Source organism: Prauserella salsuginis (assembly GCF_024648885.1).
Taxonomy (GTDB): domain Bacteria; phylum Actinomycetota; class Actinomycetes; order Mycobacteriales; family Pseudonocardiaceae; genus Prauserella; species Prauserella salsuginis.
In genome coordinates this window covers 1,090,432-1,110,542 of record NZ_JANBBF010000008.1, presented here as the reverse complement: position 1 = coordinate 1,110,542, position 20,111 = coordinate 1,090,432, and the positions used below count along the sequence as shown (strand labels likewise).

General features: G+C 71.6%; 22 protein-coding genes. 14 read left to right on the top strand and 8 right to left on the bottom strand.

What is annotated here, in order from left to right:
- Positions 1-137: 137 nt before the first annotated feature.
- Both LY40_RS06650 and LY40_RS06645 read left to right on the top strand, forming a co-directional pair.
- Positions 138-509: an oxidoreductase gene (locus LY40_RS06650; protein ID WP_183784747.1), complete on the top strand. Its 372-nt coding sequence runs from the start codon at positions 138-140 to the stop codon at positions 507-509.
- Between the two features lie 244 nt (positions 510-753).
- Positions 754-2,328, top strand: coding sequence for an alkaline phosphatase D family protein (locus tag LY40_RS06645; protein ID WP_258936231.1), 1,575 nt, complete (start codon positions 754-756; stop codon positions 2,326-2,328).
- A 92-nt stretch (positions 2,329-2,420) separates the two neighbouring features.
- Here the strand turns inward: LY40_RS06645 and LY40_RS06640 are convergent, their stop codons facing one another.
- From LY40_RS06640 to LY40_RS06625, 4 genes are all read right to left on the bottom strand, one after another.
- Positions 2,421-2,807, bottom strand: coding sequence for a type II toxin-antitoxin system death-on-curing family toxin (locus LY40_RS06640; RefSeq protein ID WP_183778171.1), 387 nt, complete (start codon positions 2,805-2,807; stop codon positions 2,421-2,423).
- Positions 2,808-3,008 (bottom strand): hypothetical protein, encoded by a 201-nt coding sequence (locus LY40_RS06635; protein WP_258936230.1) that lies wholly within the window; start codon positions 3,006-3,008, stop codon positions 2,808-2,810.
- Between the two features lie 76 nt (positions 3,009-3,084).
- Entirely contained in the window at positions 3,085-4,098 is a 1,014-nt protein-coding gene (locus LY40_RS06630; RefSeq protein ID WP_258936229.1) for an SMI1/KNR4 family protein, read from the bottom strand.
- A 51-nt stretch (positions 4,099-4,149) separates the two neighbouring features.
- A complete protein-coding gene (locus tag LY40_RS06625; protein ID WP_183778165.1) occupies positions 4,150-5,643 on the bottom strand; it encodes a leucyl aminopeptidase in 1,494 nt (497 codons plus the stop codon).
- A gap of 110 nt (positions 5,644-5,753) precedes the next feature.
- Here LY40_RS06625 and LY40_RS06620 point away from each other — a divergent pair, with 110 nt between their 5' ends.
- Positions 5,754-6,815, top strand: a complete 1,062-nt coding sequence (locus LY40_RS06620) for a hypothetical protein (RefSeq protein ID WP_258936228.1) — start codon at positions 5,754-5,756, stop codon at positions 6,813-6,815.
- Between the two features lie 11 nt (positions 6,816-6,826).
- Here the strand turns inward: LY40_RS06620 and LY40_RS06615 are convergent, their stop codons facing one another.
- Positions 6,827-7,186 (bottom strand): hypothetical protein, encoded by a 360-nt coding sequence (locus LY40_RS06615; RefSeq protein WP_183778161.1) that lies wholly within the window; start codon positions 7,184-7,186, stop codon positions 6,827-6,829.
- A gap of 60 nt (positions 7,187-7,246) precedes the next feature.
- On the opposite strand from LY40_RS06615, the gene LY40_RS06610 reads away from it, so the two are divergent.
- A complete protein-coding gene (locus LY40_RS06610) occupies positions 7,247-8,350 on the top strand; it encodes a branched-chain amino acid aminotransferase (protein ID WP_183778159.1) in 1,104 nt (367 codons plus the stop codon).
- Between the two features lie 289 nt (positions 8,351-8,639).
- Here the strand turns inward: LY40_RS06610 and cobT are convergent, their stop codons facing one another.
- The 3 genes from cobT to LY40_RS06595 are packed head-to-tail and all read right to left on the bottom strand — an operon-like array spanning position 8,640 to position 10,908.
- Positions 8,640-9,674: a nicotinate-nucleotide--dimethylbenzimidazole phosphoribosyltransferase gene (cobT, locus tag LY40_RS06605; protein ID WP_258936227.1), complete on the bottom strand. Its 1,035-nt coding sequence runs from the start codon at positions 9,672-9,674 to the stop codon at positions 8,640-8,642.
- A gap of 4 nt (positions 9,675-9,678) precedes the next feature.
- The gene (locus LY40_RS06600) at positions 9,679-10,638 is read right to left on the bottom strand and encodes a sugar-binding transcriptional regulator (RefSeq protein ID WP_183778155.1); all 960 of its coding nucleotides are present in this window, start codon (positions 10,636-10,638) and stop codon (positions 9,679-9,681) included.
- 3 nt (positions 10,639-10,641) lie between these two features.
- Positions 10,642-10,908 (bottom strand): HPr family phosphocarrier protein, encoded by a 267-nt coding sequence (locus tag LY40_RS06595; RefSeq protein ID WP_183778153.1) that lies wholly within the window; start codon positions 10,906-10,908, stop codon positions 10,642-10,644.
- Between the two features lie 257 nt (positions 10,909-11,165).
- Between LY40_RS06595 and srlA the strand changes: the two genes are divergently transcribed.
- The 10 genes from srlA (at position 11,166) to LY40_RS06545 (ending at position 20,021) form a co-directional block, all read left to right on the top strand.
- Positions 11,166-11,816: a PTS glucitol/sorbitol transporter subunit IIC gene (srlA, locus tag LY40_RS06590; protein ID WP_228725936.1), complete on the top strand. Its 651-nt coding sequence runs from the start codon at positions 11,166-11,168 to the stop codon at positions 11,814-11,816.
- Entirely contained in the window at positions 11,813-12,925 is a 1,113-nt protein-coding gene (locus LY40_RS06585) for a PTS glucitol/sorbitol transporter subunit IIB (RefSeq protein WP_183778151.1), read from the top strand. Before srlA ends, LY40_RS06585 begins: the two co-directional genes overlap by 4 nt.
- A 33-nt stretch (positions 12,926-12,958) precedes the next feature.
- Positions 12,959-13,333 (top strand): PTS glucitol/sorbitol transporter subunit IIA, encoded by a 375-nt coding sequence (locus LY40_RS06580; RefSeq protein ID WP_183778149.1) that lies wholly within the window; start codon positions 12,959-12,961, stop codon positions 13,331-13,333.
- Positions 13,330-13,725, top strand: a complete 396-nt coding sequence (locus tag LY40_RS06575) for a transcriptional regulator GutM (RefSeq protein WP_258936226.1) — start codon at positions 13,330-13,332, stop codon at positions 13,723-13,725. Before LY40_RS06580 ends, LY40_RS06575 begins: the two co-directional genes overlap by 4 nt.
- A 387-nt stretch (positions 13,726-14,112) precedes the next feature.
- Positions 14,113-15,414, top strand: a complete 1,302-nt coding sequence (locus LY40_RS06570) for an NAD(P)H-dependent oxidoreductase (protein ID WP_183778145.1) — start codon at positions 14,113-14,115, stop codon at positions 15,412-15,414.
- Positions 15,411-16,442: a thiamine pyrophosphate-dependent dehydrogenase E1 component subunit alpha gene (locus LY40_RS06565; protein WP_258936225.1), complete on the top strand. Its 1,032-nt coding sequence runs from the start codon at positions 15,411-15,413 to the stop codon at positions 16,440-16,442. The genes LY40_RS06570 and LY40_RS06565 overlap by 4 nt, the downstream gene beginning before the upstream one ends.
- Positions 16,439-17,509 (top strand): alpha-ketoacid dehydrogenase subunit beta, encoded by a 1,071-nt coding sequence (locus tag LY40_RS06560; protein ID WP_183778143.1) that lies wholly within the window; start codon positions 16,439-16,441, stop codon positions 17,507-17,509. Before LY40_RS06565 ends, LY40_RS06560 begins: the two co-directional genes overlap by 4 nt.
- Entirely contained in the window at positions 17,503-18,861 is a 1,359-nt protein-coding gene (locus LY40_RS06555; protein WP_258936224.1) for a dihydrolipoamide acetyltransferase family protein, read from the top strand. Before LY40_RS06560 ends, LY40_RS06555 begins: the two co-directional genes overlap by 7 nt.
- A 12-nt stretch (positions 18,862-18,873) precedes the next feature.
- Positions 18,874-19,641 (top strand): IspD/TarI family cytidylyltransferase, encoded by a 768-nt coding sequence (locus tag LY40_RS06550; RefSeq protein ID WP_183778139.1) that lies wholly within the window; start codon positions 18,874-18,876, stop codon positions 19,639-19,641.
- Positions 19,642-19,661: 20 nt separating this feature from the next.
- Positions 19,662-20,021, top strand: a complete 360-nt coding sequence (locus LY40_RS06545; protein ID WP_183778137.1) for a hypothetical protein — start codon at positions 19,662-19,664, stop codon at positions 20,019-20,021.
- The last annotated feature ends 90 nt before the right edge of the window (positions 20,022-20,111 follow it).

The following is a 20,111-nucleotide window of genomic DNA, read 5'->3' as shown; positions in this document are numbered from 1 at the left end:
TACGCACGCGCGCACGCGCGCGCTTGTCATGCCACATCCTGTCACTTCGTGCCTGGGAGGCGCGAAGTGTGGTCGGTGAGGCTGTCCCACGAGTTCGGAAATAAGGGACAATGATCGTCGGAGGCGAACCTGGAGAGGTGATCGACGTGGGGCTGTTCGACCGGCTGCGGAGCAAGCGCGGTGGGAAACAGCGGCCCGGGACGTTGCGTGGGGCGAGCGACGCCGACACGGCCCATCTGGACGCGTGGGCGTCGCAGCGGCGTGGGGTCGAGGCGTACGTGGAGCCCAGGACGAACGTCACCGAGACGACGGTCGTGCTGGTCGCGCACGACGGTGAGTGGACCCGCAGGCGTATCGGCAGTCTGGGGCAGGCGCAGGACTTCGGCAGCAAGCGCTCGATCCCGGTGTACGAGGTGGAACGCACCGGATATCCGCAGCGCATGCGCGACTACACGAAGCGCCAGAAGATCCTGGAGCGGCGCAGGCGAGAGGCCGAACGCGACGCGTGAGGCGCAACGCTCCGGTGCTCGGCGCGGCTGCCTGCGCGCCCGGACGGCAGGCCTGTTCGGCGGTGCTGTCCGGTGGTTCCTTGGGTGGTCTCTGTTCAGCGGTGCTGCCGGGTCGTGCTGTTCAGGGTGCTGTTCAGCGGGTCGCCCGATGCATTCCATACGAGCGACCGCGACCGGCCATTCCGTGATCAGGTCGGCCTGATGACTTGTCCCTCCGATCGGTGAACACGACGGAGGAGACGTCATGAACGGCTTCGATCGACGCAGGTTTCTGGGACTCGGCTTTCTGGGACTCGGCGGCGCGGCGGGCGCCGCACTGGCTGCGGGCGGGCTGGCGGCCGGAGCGACCTGGGCCTCCCCGGCGCAGCGCTCCCGGTTCACGAGCCACCCGTTCGCGCTCGGGGTCGCGTCCGGTGATCCGCTGCCCAGCGGGGTGGTGCTGTGGACACGGCTGGCGCCCGAACCCCTCGCCGAGGACGGCTCCGGCGGGATGCGGGGTCGGGGCGCGGTGCCGGTCCGGTGGGAGGTCGCGGAGGACGAGCGTTTCTCCAGACGGGTCGCCCACGGCGTGGCCAACGCCACAGCGGAACTGGGTCACTCGGTCCACGTCGAGGTCGACACGCTGCGGCCGGACCGCGAGTACTTCTACCGGTTCCGGGCGGGCGGCGAGATCAGCCCCGTCGGGCGGACCCGCACAGCCCCCACGGCCGCCGCGAACCTCGACCGGCTGGCGTTCGCGTTCGTGTCCTGCCAGAACTATCCGGCCGGCTACTACACGGCACACCGCCACCTCGCCGACGAGGACCTGCGCGCGGTGGTGCACCTCGGCGACTACATCTACGAGGGCGGCGCGACCGGGAACATCGGCCGTGCGCACGCGCCCGCACACGAGGTCCACTCGCTGGCGGACTACCGCATCCGGCACGCCCAGTACCGGACCGACCCCGACCTGCAGCGGTCGCACGCGGCCTTCCCGTGGATCGTGACCTGGGACGACCACGAGGTCGAGAACAACTACGCGGACGAGATCTCCCAGCACGACGGCGTCGCCCCCGGCGACTTTCTCGTCCGCCGCGCCGCGGCCTACCAGGCCTACTACGAGCACCTGCCGTTGCGGCGCTCGTCGGTGCCGAAGGGCCCGGACATGCGGATCTACCGGCGGTTGCGGTTCGGCGCGCTGGCCGAGTTCAACGTGCTCGACGGCCGGCAGTACCGCAGCGACCAGGTCGACCGGAACTCGCCGGAGGCGCAGGATCCCGACCGCAGCATGCTCGGCGCGGAGCAGGAACGGTGGCTGCTCGACGGCCTCGGTTCCTCGACGGCGCGGTGGAACATCCTCGCCCAGCAGACGGTGATGGCCAGGGCCGACCGCGACCCCGGCGAGGGCCTGCGACTGCCGATGGACAACTGGAACGGCTACGAACCGGCCCGGCAGCGCCTGTTCGACGGTGTCGTCGAACGGGGCGTCGAGAACATGGTCGTGATCACGGGCGACGCCCACTGCAGCATGGCCGCCGATCTGAAGCAGGACTTCGCCGATCCGGAGTCGCCCACGGTGGGTGCGGAGTTCCTCGGCACGTCGATCAGCTCGGGCGGCGACGGCGCCGACACGGACCGGCGTGGTGAGCAGTGGCTGGCCGCCAACCCGCACATGAAGTTCTACAACCAGCGGCGCGGCTACGTGCGCTGCACGGTCGACCGCGACAGTTACCGCGCCGACTACCGCGCGGTGCCGTACGTCACGCGGCGCGGCGCGCCGGTGAGCACGCTGGCCGGGTTCGTCGTCGAGAACGGCAGGCCAGGAGTTCAGGAGGTGTGAGAGGGCCGGCGGTGGTGTCGGAGGCGGCCGGCACCACCGTCAGACGCTCGCCTCCAGCAGGCGCAGCTGCTCCTCGAGTACCGAACGGATGCCTACGTCGCCAGAAATGCGCGGAGCCCTTCGGCGATCTCAGGGACATCGATCACGCCTTTCGCCGCCGAGGTCACGAGTTGTTCGGCGCTGTCGACGTCGATGGGATCCCGCAAGCGGTGTCCGTTGACCTCGAGGAACACCCAGGCTCCGGCCCAGGCGGCTCGCTTGTTGCCGTCGACGAGTGCGTGGTTGCGGACGAGCGAATGCAGGAGAGCGGCGGCTTTGGTGAGCAGGTCCGGGTAGGCGTCCTGGCCGAACACGGTCGCCGACGGCCGGGCCACGGAAGCGGACAGGAGCCCGAAATCGCGTACGTCGACCGCGGCGCCGGAGGCGTGATGAGTGGCTGTCAGGACGTCCTCGACATCGAGGTAGTAGACAGCCGGCACTTACTTGGCCAGCCGCTCGTTCAGCTCTTCGCTGATCCGTGCGACTCGTTGTGAGGCTTCGGCCACCAGGTGTTTCCGCGACGACACGACCGACACGACGGCGTCGTGTGCGACGGTCTTCAACGACCGGCCCTCCCGGTCCGCCGTCGCACGCAGGTCGGCCATCTCCTCGTCGGAGAACTGCAGGTTCAACGCGGGCATGTGTGAACGGTACCAAAATTGGTACCGGGGTGGCACGTATGCATCGTGCGAGGCCGGACGGCTGCCGGCACCACCGTCAGACGCTCGCCTCCAGCAGGCGCAGGTGGTCCTCGAGAACCGAACGGATGCCGGGGTGGACGCTGCGGCCGAACAGCTCGTCGTCCTCGGTGACCTCGCCGGACGGCCAGAGCGTCAACCCGGGCGGATCGCTGATCACGATGCCGGGGCCGGACGCACCCGTTTCCGCGCCGTGGCGGAGTTCGGCCACCCCGAGCAGCCGCGGGAACACGACGTCGGCGCGCAGGCCGTCGCAGATGCCGAGGAACGTGCGGAACTCCTCCGGCAGGGTTCGGCCGAGCCGGTTCTCGGCGTGGTCGATCGCGGCGACCGACGCGGGCGGCGGCACGGCGTCCGGTTCGCCCCGCAGCCGCATGATCGCGTCGATCAGCTCCTGCCAGTCGGCGTCGCGGGGCTCGCGACGATACCGCTGGTCGAGAGCGGCGACGAGTGCGCCCGTGTAGCTCTGTGCCCACTCCGCGTCGACGGCCAGCTCCCCGGCAACCAGCAGCGTCGCGACATGCCGGCATGCCGCGAGGGTGGCGGCGTCCGGCTGCGGGATCTCCCTGGCGACATCGGTCCACCGGTGCAGCGCCTCACGGGCGGCGTCGGTGTCCCCGGCGGCAGCGGCCCGCTCCGCGTCGGCCGCGGCCTCACGTTGCCGCCTGCCCCGCGGAGGCAGCGCGTCCCGCTCACCGAGCACCTTCTCGTGCTCGGCCTGTTCGGCGTCCAGGTCGAGCGGTACGAGACCCTCGGCCCAGTCCGGCCGCCGGGATTCCTCCTCCGACAGGTCGTCGCGGGCGGCCAGCAGCATCGCCCACGCCCGCGCGGTGACGGCGGTGGCGGCGAGCCGGTCCACGCCGCGGCCGGTGGCGGTCGTCCAGTGCCGCACCAGCCGGTCCGACTCGCCGAGCGCACCCGCACACGCGAGCAGCAGCGCCTCGCGGGTGACGGTCGCGTCGACGGCGTCGTCGGTTCCCGTGAGCACCGTGCGGACCGATCCCTCTGGATGGTCGCCGCGGCCCGCCGTCACCCGCACGCCTCCTGCTGCTCGCGTGTTTCCGCTGCTCCGGCCCGTGACCGCTCAGCCGTTGTCGGCGATGTCGGCGAGCACAGCCGCGATGGTGCGGACCGGCACGCCTGTGCCGCCCTTGCCGGTGTAACCCCACGGCGAACCGGTGTTGTACGAGGGACCGGCGATGTCGATGTGCGCCCACGGCAGGTCGTCGGCGACGAACTCGCGCAGGAAGATGCCCGCCGCGAGCATGCCGCCCCAGCGCGCCCCCGTGACGTTCGCCAGGTCGGCCAGCTTCGAGTCCAGTTCGGACCGCAGCTCCTCCGGCAGCGGCATCGGCCAGGCGTTCTCACCGGAGGCCTGGCCCAGTTCGGCGACGCGGTCGCGGAACTCGTCCGAGCCCATCACGCCCGCGGTCCGGTTGCCCAGCGCGACGACCTGTGCGCCGGTGAGCGTCGACGTCTCGATCAGGTAGTCCGGCTCGTCCTCGGCCGCCCGCACGATCGCGTCGGCGAGCACCAGCCGGCCCTCGGCGTCGGTGTTGAGCACCTCGACCGTCTTGCCGCCGTACATGGTCAGCACGTCACCGGGCCGGTACGACGTGCCGGACGGCATGTTCTCCGCCAGCGGGATGTAGGCGGTGACCTCGAGCGGGAACTTCAGCTTCGCCGCCAGCAGCACCGACGACAGCACCGCGGCGGCGCCGGACATGTCCGAGGTCATGTTGTCCATGTTCGCCGCGGGCTTGAGCGAGATGCCGCCCGTGTCGAACGTGATGCCCTTGCCGACCAGCGCGATCTTCTTGCGAGCCTTGGCGCCCTTGTAGGTCACCTTGACCAGCCGCGGCGGGCGCGACGAGCCCGCGCCGACACCGAGGATGCCGCCGAAGCCCTTGCGCTTGAGCTGCTTCTCGTCGAGCACCTCGACGGCCACACCCGCGTCCTCGGCCAGCGCGCGCGCACGGTCGGCGAACGATGCGGGGAACAGGTCGTTCGGCGGGGTGTTGATGAAATCGCGGGCCGTGCAGACCGCCTCCGCGGTGGCCGTCGCGGCCTTCAGCGTGGCGCGGTGCTGCTTGGTGGTGCCCTCGGCGGGCGCGGCGACGTCCACGGTCTGCACCGGCTTGTCGCCCTTCTCGGACTTGTACTCGGTGAACGCGTAGGCACCGAGCGCGATGCCTTCCGTCGCGGCCTGCAGATCGACGGCCGACAGTGTCGTGAGCGCCCGCTTCGTGCCCGCCAGCGCGCGGCCCGCGGCGCCGGACGCGCGGCGCACCTGTTCGGCCGTCACCTCCGGCTGGCCGAGCCCGACCGCCAGCACCACGTCGGCCGCCAGCCTGCCGAGCGACGGCACCTTCACGACCTCCTCGGCCGCGCCGGTCGCCCCGAGCGTCGAGAGCACCTCGGCGAGTGTGCCGCCGTACGCCGCGTCCACGGCCTCGGCCCCGGGTGCCAGTTCGAGGCCGCCGGTGGCCTGCACGGTGCCGACCACGACGATCTGCGCGCGGGTCTTCGCCAGCGACGCCTCGGTCAGCTCGGTCAGGGCAAGTTTCGGAACGGCCACGCTCGGACTCCTCATCTCGGGTGTTCACTCGTCAGCCATGCTATTGACGCCTCCTGCGGCCGCCGGAGGTAGGTGTGCCGGTGACGGCGGACGAAGGCAGGTGAGCAGCGGTGTGGATCGCGCTGGGCGTGCTCGGCGGGCTCGCCGCGGCCGTGGCGGGAGCCGGCTGGTGGGCCCCGGTGGGCATGGCACTGGCCACGGTGTTCGTGGTGGTGGCCGAACCCGGTACGGCTCGCCTCGGCAGCTCGCGCAGCGGCGTGCCCGACGGCCGGGCTCCCGGCTACGGCGACTCCCGCGACGGCGACGACGGGACCGAGCCGGGCGTCGAGCGCGGCGACGCCGTACCGGGCGGCAGGGCGGCAGCCGGGGTGATGGCCCGGCCGGGTCTCGCGCGACTCGTCGACGGCTTCGGCCGCGCGGCACGCCTGGCGATCGTGGTGCTGGCCGCCTCGACGTTCGCGGCCTACCTGGTGCCGGACCACCGGCCCGCCGCGGCCGTGCTGGTGGTGGCCGCGGTCGCGGTCGCCGACGTGGCGGGGGTCCGGCTCGACGCGTACTGGCGCCGTTGGGTGGGTGGCCTGCTGCTGCTCGCGGCCGCCGCCTTCGTGGCGGTGTGTCTCGGGGTGAGCCCGGCACCGTCGCCGGTGGCCGAGCCGCTCGGCGGGGACACGCCGTGGGGCGTTCTCGGCGGGGTGCTGTCGGCCGCCGCGGTGTTCGTGCCCGTGCTGCGTGGCCGGTCGCGGCGCACGGTCGTGATGGGTGCCGTCGCGGCGCTGGGCGTGGCGGTCGCCGCGCTGTACCAGCTCGGCCCGCTGCGGCTCGGCCTGTCGACCACGTCGCTGCGGGACACGTTCGCCGCGGCGGACGCCCAGGCACTCGCGCCTGCACTGGGCGCTGTCGTGACGCTCGCGTGCCTCCCGGCGGCACTCACCGCGTTCGGTGCGGCCAGTGAGCGCGCGCATCCGTCACGGATCACGGCCGTGGTCGTGCCCGCCGCGGTGGCCGCGATCCCGGCGGCTCTGCTGGCGCCGGCGGCGGCGGTGACGGTGGCGGCGATGCTGGCGCTCGCGGAGTTCGCCGCCCGCGCCGCAGCGGGTCCGCGAGGCCCCAGGCAGGTGGCCGTGGTCGTGACGGCCGTCCTGCTGTTCGGCGGGTTGCTGACCCGCCTGTGACCGGGACTCGGTCAGGTCATGGCGGCCGCGAGGCCGAGCAGTACGAGGGACGCCACGGCGAGACCGCCGAGCGACTTCGTCGGGAACCCCTCGCGCGGGAACACGTTGCCGCCGTGGACGCCCGCCAGCCACACGATGCCGAAGATCGCGCCGAAAATACCGATGATGGCGCCGAAGCCCCCGATCATCAGGTAGCCGATCAGGACCGCCATCCCGCCGGCGAACGTCAGCAGCGCGGCACCGGCGAGGGTGCCGAAGCCGCCGCCCGACGGCGATGGCTGCGCCTCCCCGCCCGTCGGCTGGGAGGTCGGCGGGTAGGGCGCGGACTGCGCCGCGTACGGGGTGCCCGGGTGCTGCGGATTCATGTTCACGCCCAGATGGTAACGACCGGGTATGGCGTTGTGGGGCCATCGGGGCGATATGCTCCGAGCATGACGACGACAACCCTGTTCACCCGTATTCCCAGCACGCACGCGACCTCCGCGGAGCGCGTAGCGGAGGTACTGGAGAATCCGGGTTTCGGCGTGCGGTTCACCGACCACATGGTCACCGTGAAGTGGAACGCCGAGCAGGGGTGGCACGACGCCGAGGTGCGCGAGTACGCGCCCTTGACGTTCGACCCGGCGACGCAGGTCCTGCACTACGGGCAGGCGATCTTCGAGGGTCTCAAGGCGTACCGCCAGCCCGACGGCACCATCGGCGCGTTCCGGCCCGATGCCAACGCGCAGCGATTCCGCGACTCCGCCCGCCGGCTCGCCATGCCGGAGCTGCCCGACGAACTGTTCCTGGGGTCGATCGCCGAACTCCTCGACATCGACAAGCGTTGGGTGCCGACGCGTCAGGGTGATGCCCTGTACCTGCGGCCGTTCATGATCGCCACCGGTGAGGGGCTGGGCGTGAACAGCCCGTCGGCCGAATACCTGTACCTGCTCATCGCCTCGCCGGCCGGGTCGTACTTCGCCGGCGGGGTCAAGCCCGTGACGGTGTGGCTCTCGACCGAGTACGTGCGGGCCGCGCCGGGCGGCACCGGTGAGGCCAAGTGCTCCGGTAACTATGCGGCCTCGTTCGTCGCGCAGGCGCAGGCCGTCGAACAGGGCTGTGACCAGGTGGTGTGGCTCGACGCGGCCGAGCACCGCTGGGTCGAGGAGATGGGCGGGATGAACCTGTTCTTCGTCTTCGGCTCGGGCAGCGATGCGACCGTGGTGACGCCCGAGCTGAGCGGATCCCTGCTGCCCGGCGTGACCCGCCGGTCGCTGCTGGAGCTGGCGGCCGACCGCGGCCTCCGGGTCGAGGAGCGGCGGATCTCCACCGAGGAGTGGGAGAGCGCTGCGAAGTCCGGGGAACTGACCGAGGTGTTCGCCTGCGGCACGGCCGCGGTGATCACTCCGGTGGGGCACGTCAAGCACGCCGACGGCGAGTTCACCGTCGGCAGCGGCGAGCCCGGCGAACTGACGATGGCGCTGCGCGAACAGCTCACCGGCATCCAGGAAGGCACCCGCACCGACGATCACGGCTGGGTGCACAAGTTCGACTGACCGCATCCCGGTGTCGGCCCGCGGACTGCTGCTTCCGCGGGCCGACACCGTGAGGCCGAGCCCACGCGTTGTTGAGGCCACACGTTCTGAGGCCGCGGTTCTGACGCCGCGGTTCCGGCGCTGAGAAGGTCCGGCGCTGAGAAGGTCCGGCGCTGAGAAGGTCCGGCGCTGAGAAGGTCCGGCGCTGAGGACCTGACGCTGCGGGTCCGCCACTGCGGGTCCGGCGACCGCGCGGTGCGGACCCCGTACTCACGTTCGCGTGGTTGCGGCGGTCGCGCCGGGTGCCAGGTCAGGTGATGTCGGCGTCGGCGGGCAGTGCCGGCCGCTCGGCGACGTCGGTGAGTAGCCGTGCCGCGGAGGCGAGCATCGGCAGCACGGTCGCGGCCCCGGTGCCTGCGCCGAGCCGAAGGTTCAGGTCGAGTACCGGATCCAGGTCCAGGTGCTCCAGCGCGATCACCTGGGCGGGCTCGGCCGCGCGGTGAGCGGCCAGCCACCAGGACCGCGCGCCCGGCGCGATTTCCTCGGCCAGCAGTGCCGCCGCGGTCGAGGGCAGACCGTCCAGCACCACCGGGGTCCGCCGAGTGGCCGCCTGTGCCAGGAATCCGGTCATCGCGGCGAGATCCGCGCCGCCCGCGGTGCGCAGCAGTCCGAACGGGTCGCCGGTGACCGGCCGGCAGCGCCGCAGCGCATCCCGGACCGCGGTGGTCTTACGCATCCACGCCCGGTCGTCGATCCCCGAACCGCGTCCGACGACGGCGACGGGTTCGGTGTCGGTCAGTGCCGCGACCAGAGTGGCGGCGGGGGTCGTGACGCCCGCACCGAGCTCGGCGGCCACGAGGACGTCGGCACCCTCGTCGATCTCCGCGTCGGCCGCACGGATCCCGGCACGCACCGCGGCCTCGGTCTCCTCCTCGGTCAGCGCGTCCGCCGTGGCGATGGAAGAGGACCCGCTGCGTACGTGGTCCGGCCCGGAGCCGCCTGCCGTACCCACGTCGACCACCCGGATCCCGGCGCCCGCCACCTCGGCGAGGACGTTCAGCGGTGCCGAGCCGGTGTCGAGCGCGTCGAGCAGCGCCCGCGTCGTGCCGGGACCGCCGAGGGACACCCCCTCGGCGGTGACGCCGTGATCGGCGGCGAACACCACGACGCGCATCCGCCGCAGCGGCCGGGGCGGGGTCCGACCCTGGCACGCGGCGAGCCAGGCGCCGAGTCGTTCCATCCTGCCCAGCGAGCGCGGGGGTGACAGCAGCGCAGCGTGCCGCTGCAGCGCACCGGCGCGCGCGTTCTCGTCGGGGAGAGTGACGGGACCGAACTCGATGTTCACGAGCTCAAGCTACCGCGCCCCGTTCCGAGAGCAGCGCCCTGGCCAGTGAGCTGTCGCAGATCAGCACGTCGAGCACGGTGGTGTGCAGCGCTCCGAGGACGCCGTCGGCTTTCTCGGGTCCCGCCGCCACACCGGCGACCGTCGGGATCGCCGCCAGGTCGGCCAGCGATACCGCGAGCACCCGGTCGTCGGCGGGCCCGGTGACGGCCTTGCCCGCGGCGTCGAAGAACCGTGCGCAGACGTCGCCGACCGGCCCTGCGGCGTCGAACCCCGCCCGTTCCTCGGCGGACAGGCTCATGGCCGTCACCAACGACGCCGACGAGCCGCGGCCGACCCGGCCGACGCCCGCGAGCGCGACCTGCACCCGCCGGGCGGCGTCCAGGGTCGCCTGGACGCTCGGTTCGGCCAGGAGCACGTCCCTGCCCTCCTTCGAGGTCAGCAACGCGGGCGCGTGGAGGCGCTGGTATCTGCCGCCGAGCCTGCCCGCCAGGTCGCGGACCAGTTCCTCACCGCTGATAGCGGTGTCCACTACGGACAGTCCGCCGACCAGTGGCAGCACTTCGACGTCGAGTCCGCCTTCGTCCGGGATGGACTGTACGAGCGCCTGCAGGCCCGTGCCCCAGGAAACGCCGATCCGCTGTCCCGGTTGGACCGTGTCCAGCAGCCAGCGCGCGCCGAGGTCGCCCACGCGCTGCAGTGGGCGGTCGCCACTGTGGATCTCGGCGACACGGCAGTCGCGCAGTCCGAACCGCTCGGCCAGTTCCGCCTCGAGATCCATGTCACGGCCCGTCGGGTCGTTGATCTCGATGCGCACGATGCCGTGTTCCCGTGCGGCCGTGAGCATCCGGGACACGCTGGAGCGACTGATGTTGAGCGTCTTGGCGACCTCGTGTTGCGAGCGGCCTTCCTCGTAGTACAGCCGCGCCGCTGCGACGAGCGACTGCTGGTCTCGGGGCGGTGGCATCGATCACGCGTCCAAATCGGACTCGAGCATGCGGGACAGTTCGGTGAGGGCATCGCCGGCGCCCTCGCCGTCGGTGCGCAGGACGACCTCTTCGCCGTGCCCGATGGCCAGGCTCAGTACCGACAACATGCTGCGAGCGTCCACGAGGTCGGAGCCCGGCCTGCCGATGCGGACGTCGCTGCCGCTGGCGGTCGCGGCTTTGACGAACTGACTCGCCGGCCTGGCGTGGAGTCCGACGGACGAGCCGACCTTGACGTGGATCTCCGGCATTGAGGTGCTCCCTTGCTTCCCGGTCCCGGTCGCCTCCGGGGCCTTGTCGACGGTTCGACGGCATGTTACACACATCACTGGCAAACGTGAACAAGGTTTGCACATATGTGCAGTCAGCGCAATGTGCAACGGGTGCGAACGAGAACGGGCAACGGACTCGGGGCACCGATCATGCAGGCGCCGGACCGGCCGGATGACGGCCGGGTCCGCACGTCTATCAGCGCATATCCGCCGGGGGCCGAGAAGGAGGCCAGGGAATGCAAGTGCTTGCTGTAATGGCGCAGCAGCAGCCGGCTCAGCCGGAGGGTGAGACGAGCGGGGGTGTGCTGGGTGTCTTCGAATGGCTGGGAACCCATTTCATCGGCCTGTTCGAGGAAGCGGGCTCGCAGTTCGTCGAGCTCGTGACCGGCATCCTGCCGACACTGATCGTGCTGCTCACGTTCATGTACGCGCTCACCACGTTCATCGGCGAGCAGCGCGTCACGCGTGCGGTCGAGTGGTGCGGCCGGTGGTGGATCACCCGCTACTCGGTCATGCCGATCCTCGCGCTGCTGATGCTGACGAACCCGATGGCCTACTCGTTCGGCCGGTTCCTGCCCGAGCGGTACAAGCCCGCGTTCTACGACTCCGCGGTGTCGTTCGTGCACCCGGTGACGACGTTCTTCCCGTACGCGAACGCCGGTGAGCTGTTCGTCTGGTTCGGCATCGCCAACGGCGTCACGCAGCTCGGCGAGTCCACGGTGCCGCTGGCGCTGCGGTACTTCCTCGTGGGCATCCTCGTGATCTTCATTCGCGGCATCATCACCGAGAAACTCACCGCGTTCATGATCAAGCGGACCGGCCGTAGCGAGGTCTTCGCCGATTTCGACCGGCAATTCGAGCAGGCGAAGGCGGGTGAGAAGGCATGACCGACCACGAGACGACGGCTGGGCAGGACACGACAGCGACCGATACGGAATCGTCCACGGTCTTCGTGCGCGCGGGCGCAGGTGGCTGGGGGCCCGGCCTGACACTGCGGGCGGACGAAACGCGCACGAAGGTCCTGTCGGTGACCGGCGGTGGGATCCACCCGGTGGCGCAGAAGATCGCCGACCTCACCGGGGCCGAAGCGGTGGACGGGTTCAACACGTCCGTGCCCGACGACGAGGTGGTGGCGGCCGTCATCAACTGCGGCGGCACCGCGCGCATCGGCGTCTACCCGCGCAAGGGCATCCCCACCGTGGACGTCTATCCGGGAGCTCCCGGCGGCCCGCTGGCGAAGTTCATCACCGAGGAACTGTTCGTCTCCGCGGTGGGGATGAACGAGATCGCCAGGTCCACATCGGACGGCGAAGTCGCGGCGGGGGGCGTTCCGAGCGCCGCCGAGAGCAGCGGCGCGTCGGGTGGTGCGGCGCCCGGCGGCGGCGTGCCGCCCCGGGATGACCGGCCGTCCGCGTCGGCGGTGGCGGCGACCCTGCCGGTCGGCGGCCCGGTGGGCAAGGCGTTCCACGCGGTGACGAACGTGTTCGTCGGATTCGGTTCCGCCGTGGGCACCTTCGTCAACACGATGCTGGCTGCGGGCAGGCAGACGGTCGACCTGACGCTGAAGACCATCCTGCCGTTCATGGCCTATGTGAGCCTGCTGCTCGGTATCGTCATGTACACGGGCGTGGCCGAGTGGATGGGCCGGGTGCTCTCGCCGATCGCGAGTAACCCGTTCGGCCTGCTCGCGATCAGTTTCGTGGTCGCGCTGCCGTTCCTGTCGCCGGTGCTCGGTCCGGGCGCCGCCATCGCGCAGGTGGTCGGCACCCTCATGGGCAGTCAGATCGCCATCGGTGCGCTGCCGGTGCAGTACGCGCTGCCGACGTTGTTCGCCATCAACGGGCAGGTGGGCTGCGACTTCGTGCCCGTCGGCCTGGCGCTCGGTGAGGCGAAACCGGAAACCGTGGCGGTCGGCACACCTGCCGTGCTGATCAGCCGCATGATCACGTCGCCACTTGCGGTCGTCATCGCGTGGGCCGCAAGCTTCGGTCTCTAGCGGGCCGGCGAGTTCGGGTTCGAGGAGGAACACATGAGCTTCTATTACGAGAGCACGGTCCTGCGTGCCGGGGACGAGGCCGCGGAGATGGTCGAAGGCGGCGTCGTCATCCTGTACGCCGACCCCATCCCGGACGCGCTGGAGAGCGTGAGCGTGGTGCACGGCCCCGCTACGGGCCCGGCGCGGGAGATCCGCACCGGCGACGTGTTCAGCATCGGTGACGAGGAGGTCGAGGTGACCGCGGTGGGGGACAGGGCCCACGAGAACCTGAGCACGCTCGGGCACATCGTCGTGTACCTGAACCCCGACGACGGTACCGAGCTGTTGCCGGGCGCCGTGCACGCCAAGGGCACGGTCTCGACGCCCGCAGCCGGTGCGCGGGTCGGGTTCCGGGGAGCGACGCCGTGACCTGGCAGGCCGTGGTGCTGATCCTCGGTGCGTTCGTGGTGGCGGGCGTGCTCAGCTACCGGCAGCACCTGGCGTACCAGAGCGCGGTCAACGCGCTCGCCGACGACGAGAACCGCAGCGGCATGCTCCTGGTCAGTGGGCGGGCGAAGGGCCGACTCCGCGGTGCGATCGTGCTGCTGGTGGTCGACCGCAAGCGGGGTGAGATCACGCGGGCGCAGGCGATGCAGGGAACGTCGGTGTTCGCGCGGTTCACGGAGCGGACCGAGCTGAGGGGTCCGGTCGACGGTGCCGAGGAGCGGGCCGGATCGGCGGCACTCGCCAAGGCGGTGCGCGAGGCGATCGGCATGGCGGGACGACTCAACGCGGGCGGGCTGCGCTCGGCCCGAACCTGACCGCACCGCCGGCGATCCGGCGGACACACGACAAGCGCGGGCGGCCGCGTCTCCCGGCACGAACGGGATGCGCGGCCGCCCGTGTGTGTGCCCACGGCCGCGGACCCGGACTGCGGCCCCGGGCCGAGGTGTGGGTCGACGCGACGACGGACGGTGGGGCGCGGCCGCGATGGCGTGGGCACGCGGCGCAGCGCACATCTGTGAGGCAGCGGCGCAAGTGCACATATGTGCGCATCTCTGAATCTTGTGTGCTGCAGATCTCCCGTGCTACCAAGGAAGAACCAAGGTGCACACCGTAATCACATATGTGCAAACGCGGCCGTGCAATGCGGAGGTGTGCACGTTCACCCGCATCAGGCGCGACGAAGCGGACCGGAGGAAACGCGGATGAGGTATGTCGATCGGCTGCGAGCACGGGAACGGGAACTGGGCCGTCCGGTCCGGGTAGGGCTCGTCGGTGCGGGGCAGATGGGGCTCGGGTTCGTGGTGCAGGCGAGCCGGATCGCCGGGATGGAGGTCGCCGCGATCGCCGACATCGCCCCCGATCGCGGCCGCCGCGCTTTCGCCGAAGCGGGGTGCGGGGACGCCGTGCTGAGCGGTGACCGCGCCGAGCTGTCGCGGATGATCGAGGCCGGCACGCCGGTCGTCACCGAGGACGCGACCGCGCTGACCGCGCTGCCGCTGGACGTACTCGTGGACGCGAGCGGCGTCCCCGAGGTCGGTGCCCAGGTGGCGTTCCACGGCCTGCTCGCGGGCCAGGACATCGCGATGCTGAACGTCGAGTGCGACGTGACCATCGGCTACCTGCTGAAGACCGTCGCCGAACGGACCGGCCGCGTGTACACGGTGTGCCGCGGCGACGAACCCGTCGAATGCAAGGCCCTCGCCGACTACGTGCGCGACATCGGGTTCGACGTCGTCTGCGCGGGCAAGGGCAAGAACAATCCGCTCCGCCCATCGGCCACGCCCGCGTCGCTGACCGAGGAGGCCGAGGCGAAGGGCATGAACCCGCACATGCTCGCCAGCTTCGTCGACGGCTCGAAGACGATGATCGAGATGGCGGCGCTCGCCAACGGCGTGGATCTGGCCGTGCCGTCCCGGGGCATGACCGGTCCGCACAGCACGGTCGAGGCGCTTGCGGAGACGTTCCGGCCGGAGGCCGACGGCGGCGTGCTGCCCGGGGAGGGCATGGTGGACTACTGCACCGGCCCGGTCGCTCCCGGCGTGTTCGTCATCGGCCGCAGCGACCACCCCGCGGTCGTGTCCGAGATGGCCTACCTGGGCATGGGCAAGGGCCCCTACTACGCGTTCTACCGCCCGTACCACCTGGCGAGCGTCGAGGCGCCGCTGTCGGTCGCCGAGGCCGTGCTGGACCGCACGCCGAGTCTCGCCCCGGTCGCGTGGAACGCCGAGGTCCTCGCGGTCGCCAAGCGCGATCTCGCCGCGGGCGAGGCGATCGACGGTATCGGCGGGGAGACCGTGTACGGCATCACCGACCGGGCCACGGCGGTGCGCGACGACGGGCACCTTCCGCTCGGCCTCGTCGCGGGCGGCAGGGTGCTGCGTGACGTCCCGGAGGGCACGGTGCTGACGGCCGAGGACGTCGCCGTGGACGAGAGCACGACGATCGCCACGCTGCGGCGGCTGCAGGACCGGCTGCTCGCGGGCGAGGAGGTGACGGTCCGGTGACGCTGACAACCGAGGCGGGCCGGGCCAAACACGCCCTCACCACCATGTGGACGATCCGCCGCTTCGAGGAGGCGGTGGACGACATGTTCGCGCGCGGGCTCATGCACGGCACGATGCACCTGTCGATCGGCCAGGAGGCCGTGCCGACGGGCGCCTGCATGGCACTGTCCGAAGGCGACTACATCACCTCGACCCACCGCGGCCACGGACACTGCATCGCGAAGGGCGCGAAGCTGGACGCGATGATGGCCGAGCTGCTGGCCAAGGAGACCGGCTACTGCCGGGGCCGCGGCGGTTCGATGCACATCGCCGACGTCGCCACCGGAAACCTCGGCGCCAACGGCATCGTCGCGGGCGGCGTACCCATCGCCGCGGGTGCCGGCCTGGCGGTGCGCATGCGCGGGGGCTCGCAGGTCGTCGTGAGCTTCTTCGGCGACGGCGCGGTCAACGAGGGTGCCTGGCACGAAGGCGTCAACCTCGCCGCGATCTGGGACCTGCCCGTCGTGTTCGTGTGCGAGAACAACCGCTACGGGATGTCGATGTCGGTGGACCGGGCGTTCAACGTCGACACGCTCGCCGAACGCGCCCGCGGGTACGGCATTCCGGGTGTGACGGTGGACGGCAACGATCCGCAGGCCGTGCACGACGTCGTCGCCGAGGCCGTGCAGCGCGCCCGGTCGGGCGGTGGGCCGTCCTTCGTGGAGGCGCTGACGTACCGGTGGAAGGGGCATTCCAAGAGCGACAAGAACCTCTACCGCACCCGCGAGGAGATCGAGAGCTGGCGCGAACGCGACCCGATCGCGGCGTTCGAAGCGGTCGTCACCGGCGGAGGTGCGGCGGGATCGGCGTCGTCCGAAGTACCCACGCTGTCCGAATCGGACGTCGAGGAGTGTCGCACGCTCGCCCGCGACCGGGTGCGGGAGGCGATCCGCACGGCGACCGCCGCGCCGGACGCCGACGCCGCCACGTTGACCGACGCCGTGTACGCCCCAGCAGGGGAATCGATCGCCGGAGGAACCCGAGGATGACGACGACGAGCGAAACGGTGAACGGCGCCGCGGCGCCCGAGTCGGGACCGGTCACTGGTTCGGCGACCCCCGCGGCGGCCGAGCCGCGCACGCTGACCTACTCCGAGGCCGTACGCGAGGCGATGGCGCAGGCCATGGCTGCCGACGAGCGGGTGTTCCTGTTCGGCGAGGACGTCGGCACCTACGGCGGTGCGTTCGGCGTCAGCGGCGACCTGGTCCACCGGTTCGGCACCGAACGGGTGCGCGACACCCCGATCAGCGAACTCGGCATCGTCGGCGCCGCTGTCGGCGCCGGGCTGGCCGGCATGCGCCCGATCGTGGAGATCCAGTTCTCCGACTTCACGGCGCAGGCGATGGACCAGATCGCCAACCAGGCCGCGAAGATCCACTTCATGCTCGGCGGTGCCGCGACCGTGCCGATGGTGCTGCGGGCGCCCGGCGGTTCCGGAACCGGGGCGGCCGCCCAGCATTCGCAGAGTCTTGAGGCGTGGTTCGCCCACGTGCCGGGGCTGAAGGTGGTCATGCCGAGCACGGCCGCGGACGCGAAGGGCCTGCTGCTCAGCGCCATCGACGATCCGAACCCGGTGATCGTCCTCGAACACAAACTGCTCTACAAGCAGAGCGGTCCGGTGCCGGAGGAACCCGTGCGGGTGCCCCTGGGCGAGACGGCGGTCCGGCGCACCGGTGGGGACGTGACGATCGTGGCCACCGGCGTGATGGTGTCGCGCGCCCTGGAGGCGGCCGAGCGACTCGCCGCGGACGGCGTGTCGGCGAGCGTGCTGGACCCGCGCACGCTCCGTCCACTCGACGATCAGACCATTGTGGACAGTGTCGCCGCGACAGGGCGGGCACTGCTGGTACAGGAGGCTCCCAAGACCGGCGGGTTCATGTCCGAGATCGCGGCGAGGATCGTCGAGTCACCCGCGTTCGGCAGGTTGCAGGCGCCGGTGTCCCGGCTGTGCGGACTCGACGTGCCGATCCCGTACGCGCCGCAACTCGAACAGGCGGCCGTCCCGCAGGTCGACGACATCGTGGCGAAGGCGGGGGAGTTGGTGCGGCGATGGTGAACAAGCAGGTACCCCTGGTCATGCCGAAGATGTCGATGACCATGACCGAGGGCGTGTTCGTCGCGTGGCACAAGGCCGAGGGCGACGAGATTCGCCAGGGTGAGGTCGTCTGCGAGGTCACGACGGACAAGGTCGACATGGAGGTCGAGGCGACGGTCGACGGGGTGCTCGCCCGTCTCGTCGCCGCCCCCGAGGACGTCATCGCCGTCGGCGATCCCATCGCCTACGTCGAATCCGAGGCCGAGGACCTCCTGGACGGGCTGTTCGACGACCCCGAACCGGAACCCGAGCCCGGGGCTTCGCCATCTCCGGACGCCGAGCCCGCACCGGAGCCGGAGCCAGGACCGGAGCCAGGACCGGAGTCAGAGTTAGAGCCGGAGCCTGCGGGCGCCGCATCGGGTGCGCAGCCGTCCGAGTCGGCGACCCCGCCCGCGGCGACCCCGCCCGAGACGGTGCCGCCGGCGGCGAACACGGCTCCCGCAGTAGCAGGCGTCACCCCGGCGGCCGCGGGGGTCAACGGCGCCGCTGGAGCCGCGCCACCTCGCCCGCCCGCCGCAGTGCCCGCCGCGCGCCGGTTGGCGGCCGAACGGGGAGTGGACCTCGCGGCGCTCACCCCGACCGGCCCGTGGGACACGATCCGGGTGGCCGATCTGCCCGCCACGGAACCTCGGGCAGGCACGAAGCCACCGGAAGCACCCGCATCTCCGGCGGGTTCCCCGACCCGGAGACGGGACGGCCGCGCCGCGATCGCCCGCCGCATGACGGCGAGCACCGACGTGCCGCAGTTCGTGCTGTACCGAGACGTCGACCTCGACGAGGCGCAGCGTCGGCGCGACGGCGTGAGCTGGACGGTCGTGTTCACCCGCGTGCTCGCCGCCGCGCTGCGCAGGCATCCCGAGCTCAACGCCACCTGGACCGACGGCGGGGTGCAGCCCTGCGACCGGCTGTCCGTCGCGATCGCCGTCGACACCGAGCGGGGACTGCTCGCGCCGGTGCTGACCGATCCGGACTCCGGCGACCTGCCGACGCTGGCCCGGCGCATCGACGACGTCGTCACGCGGGCCAGGACGGGCAGGCTGGAACTGTCGGAGCTGTCGGCGACCGCGTCGAGCACGATGTCGAACCTCGGCGGCAGCGGCGTCGGCGGTTTCCAGGCCCTGCTGACTCCGCCGCAAGCGACCGCACTGGCCGTCGGCACGGTCGAACCCCGCGTGGTGCCGGTGCCGGGCGGGATCGGCACCCGGCTGCGGTGCACGCTCGGGCTCACCGTCGATCACCGGGTCGCCGACGGTGTCGCGGGCGCACGGCTGCTGGCGACGATCGGTGACTTGCTCGGCGGCCAACTCGGATGAGCCCGGTCTCGTATGATCTCCGCCGTGGCGGAACGGAGAACCCGGCGTGGCTCGGCGGGCCGGAGCCGCCGGGTTCCACCCGCGGCCGGCGTCGTGCTGGCCAGCGGGGCCGGGACGCGGGTCGGCGCGGAGATGAACAAGGTGTACCTGCCGTTGGCGGGGCGCAGACTGGTGTCGTGGTCGCTCGACGCGTTCGCGCGGGTCCCGGATATCGGTGTCCTCCTGCTGGTCACACGCCCGCAGGACAAGGACCTGGTGGACTGGGTGCTGGACCGCGAGGTCGACGCCCCGGTGGAGGTCGTCTACGGCGGCGAGACGCGGCAGGAGTCGGAGCTGCGCGCACTGCGCTGGCTGTCGAGCCGCATCGACGAGGGTTCGGTGGACACCGTCCTGATCCACGACGCCGCCCGGCCGCTGGTGAGTCCCGCCCTGATCGCGGGGGTGCTGCACGAAGCCCGCGAGCACGGCGGTGCGATCCCGGCACTGCCGGCGGGCGACCTGGTGGCCGTGGACGAGGCGGGTGCGCTCACCGGCGCAGAGCCGGCGTCGATCGTGCGTGCCCAGACGCCGCAGGGATTCCGTGCCGGGCCGCTGCTCGAGGTCTACGAACGTGCGGCGCGGGATGACTTCGTGGGTACCGACACGGCCTCGGTGATGGAACGGTTCTCCGAGCTTCCGGTGCGGTGGGTGCGCGGGGAACAGCAGAACTTCAAGATCACCTACCCGCACGATCTCGTGGTCGCCGAGCAGGTGCTGGCCGCGGCGGACTACCGGACGTGACGTCGACGAGGACGGAAGCGATGGGCGCGAAGGGAACGATCGAACACGCCACGCTCGCCTGCCACCGGTGCGGCCGCGAGACGCGGCACGAACTGGCCTACGCCGGGCGGCTGCTGGTGGTCACCACCTGCCTGACGTGCGGCACTTCCATCGAACGTGACGTCCGGCGCCGGTACCTGCAGGACCTGCGGCAACGGATGCTCAGCAAACCCGGCCGGATGGCCCGCAGACTGCGCAGGCACCCGGTGGGCTTCACCGGGTCGCTGCCGCGCACGGCCGCGCGCAAGCCCTGGCGGCTGCTGGACGAGGTGCGGCTCGTGTGGTCGGCTGCGGCCGACGCCCGCCGCCGTCACTCCGACGACGGCGGGCGCGACCGCTGAGGAGCTCGTCCCGGGGCTCAGCCCGTCCCGGGCTCAGTGGGGCCGAGGGCGCGGTGGTTCGAGGCCTCAGAGCACGTGGGGCCTCAGCAG

Bases quoted from the DNA above. Each gene is read 5' to 3' on its own strand.
- LY40_RS06645 (WP_258936231.1), top strand. From the start codon at position 754: ATGAACGGCTTCGATCGACGCAGGTTTCTGGGACTCGGCTTTCTGGGA.
- LY40_RS06635 (WP_258936230.1), bottom strand. From the start codon at position 3,008: ATGCCCGCGTTGAACCTGCAGTTCTCCGACGAGGAGATGGCCGACCTG.
- LY40_RS06610 (WP_183778159.1), top strand. From the start codon at position 7,247: ATGACGACGACAACCCTGTTCACCCGTATTCCCAGCACGCACGCGACC.
- LY40_RS06600 (WP_183778155.1), bottom strand. From the start codon at position 10,638: ATGCCACCGCCCCGAGACCAGCAGTCGCTCGTCGCAGCGGCGCGGCTG.
- LY40_RS06595 (WP_183778153.1), bottom strand. From the start codon at position 10,908: ATGCCGGAGATCCACGTCAAGGTCGGCTCGTCCGTCGGACTCCACGCC.
- srlA (WP_228725936.1), top strand. From the start codon at position 11,166: ATGCAAGTGCTTGCTGTAATGGCGCAGCAGCAGCCGGCTCAGCCGGAG.
- LY40_RS06585 (WP_183778151.1), top strand. From the start codon at position 11,813: ATGACCGACCACGAGACGACGGCTGGGCAGGACACGACAGCGACCGAT.
- LY40_RS06580 (WP_183778149.1), top strand. From the start codon at position 12,959: ATGAGCTTCTATTACGAGAGCACGGTCCTGCGTGCCGGGGACGAGGCC.
- LY40_RS06570 (WP_183778145.1), top strand. From the start codon at position 14,113: ATGAGGTATGTCGATCGGCTGCGAGCACGGGAACGGGAACTGGGCCGT.
- LY40_RS06560 (WP_183778143.1), top strand. From the start codon at position 16,439: ATGACGACGACGAGCGAAACGGTGAACGGCGCCGCGGCGCCCGAGTCG.
- LY40_RS06555 (WP_258936224.1), top strand. From the start codon at position 17,503: ATGGTGAACAAGCAGGTACCCCTGGTCATGCCGAAGATGTCGATGACC.
- LY40_RS06550 (WP_183778139.1), top strand. From the start codon at position 18,874: ATGATCTCCGCCGTGGCGGAACGGAGAACCCGGCGTGGCTCGGCGGGC.
- LY40_RS06545 (WP_183778137.1), top strand. From the start codon at position 19,662: ATGGGCGCGAAGGGAACGATCGAACACGCCACGCTCGCCTGCCACCGG.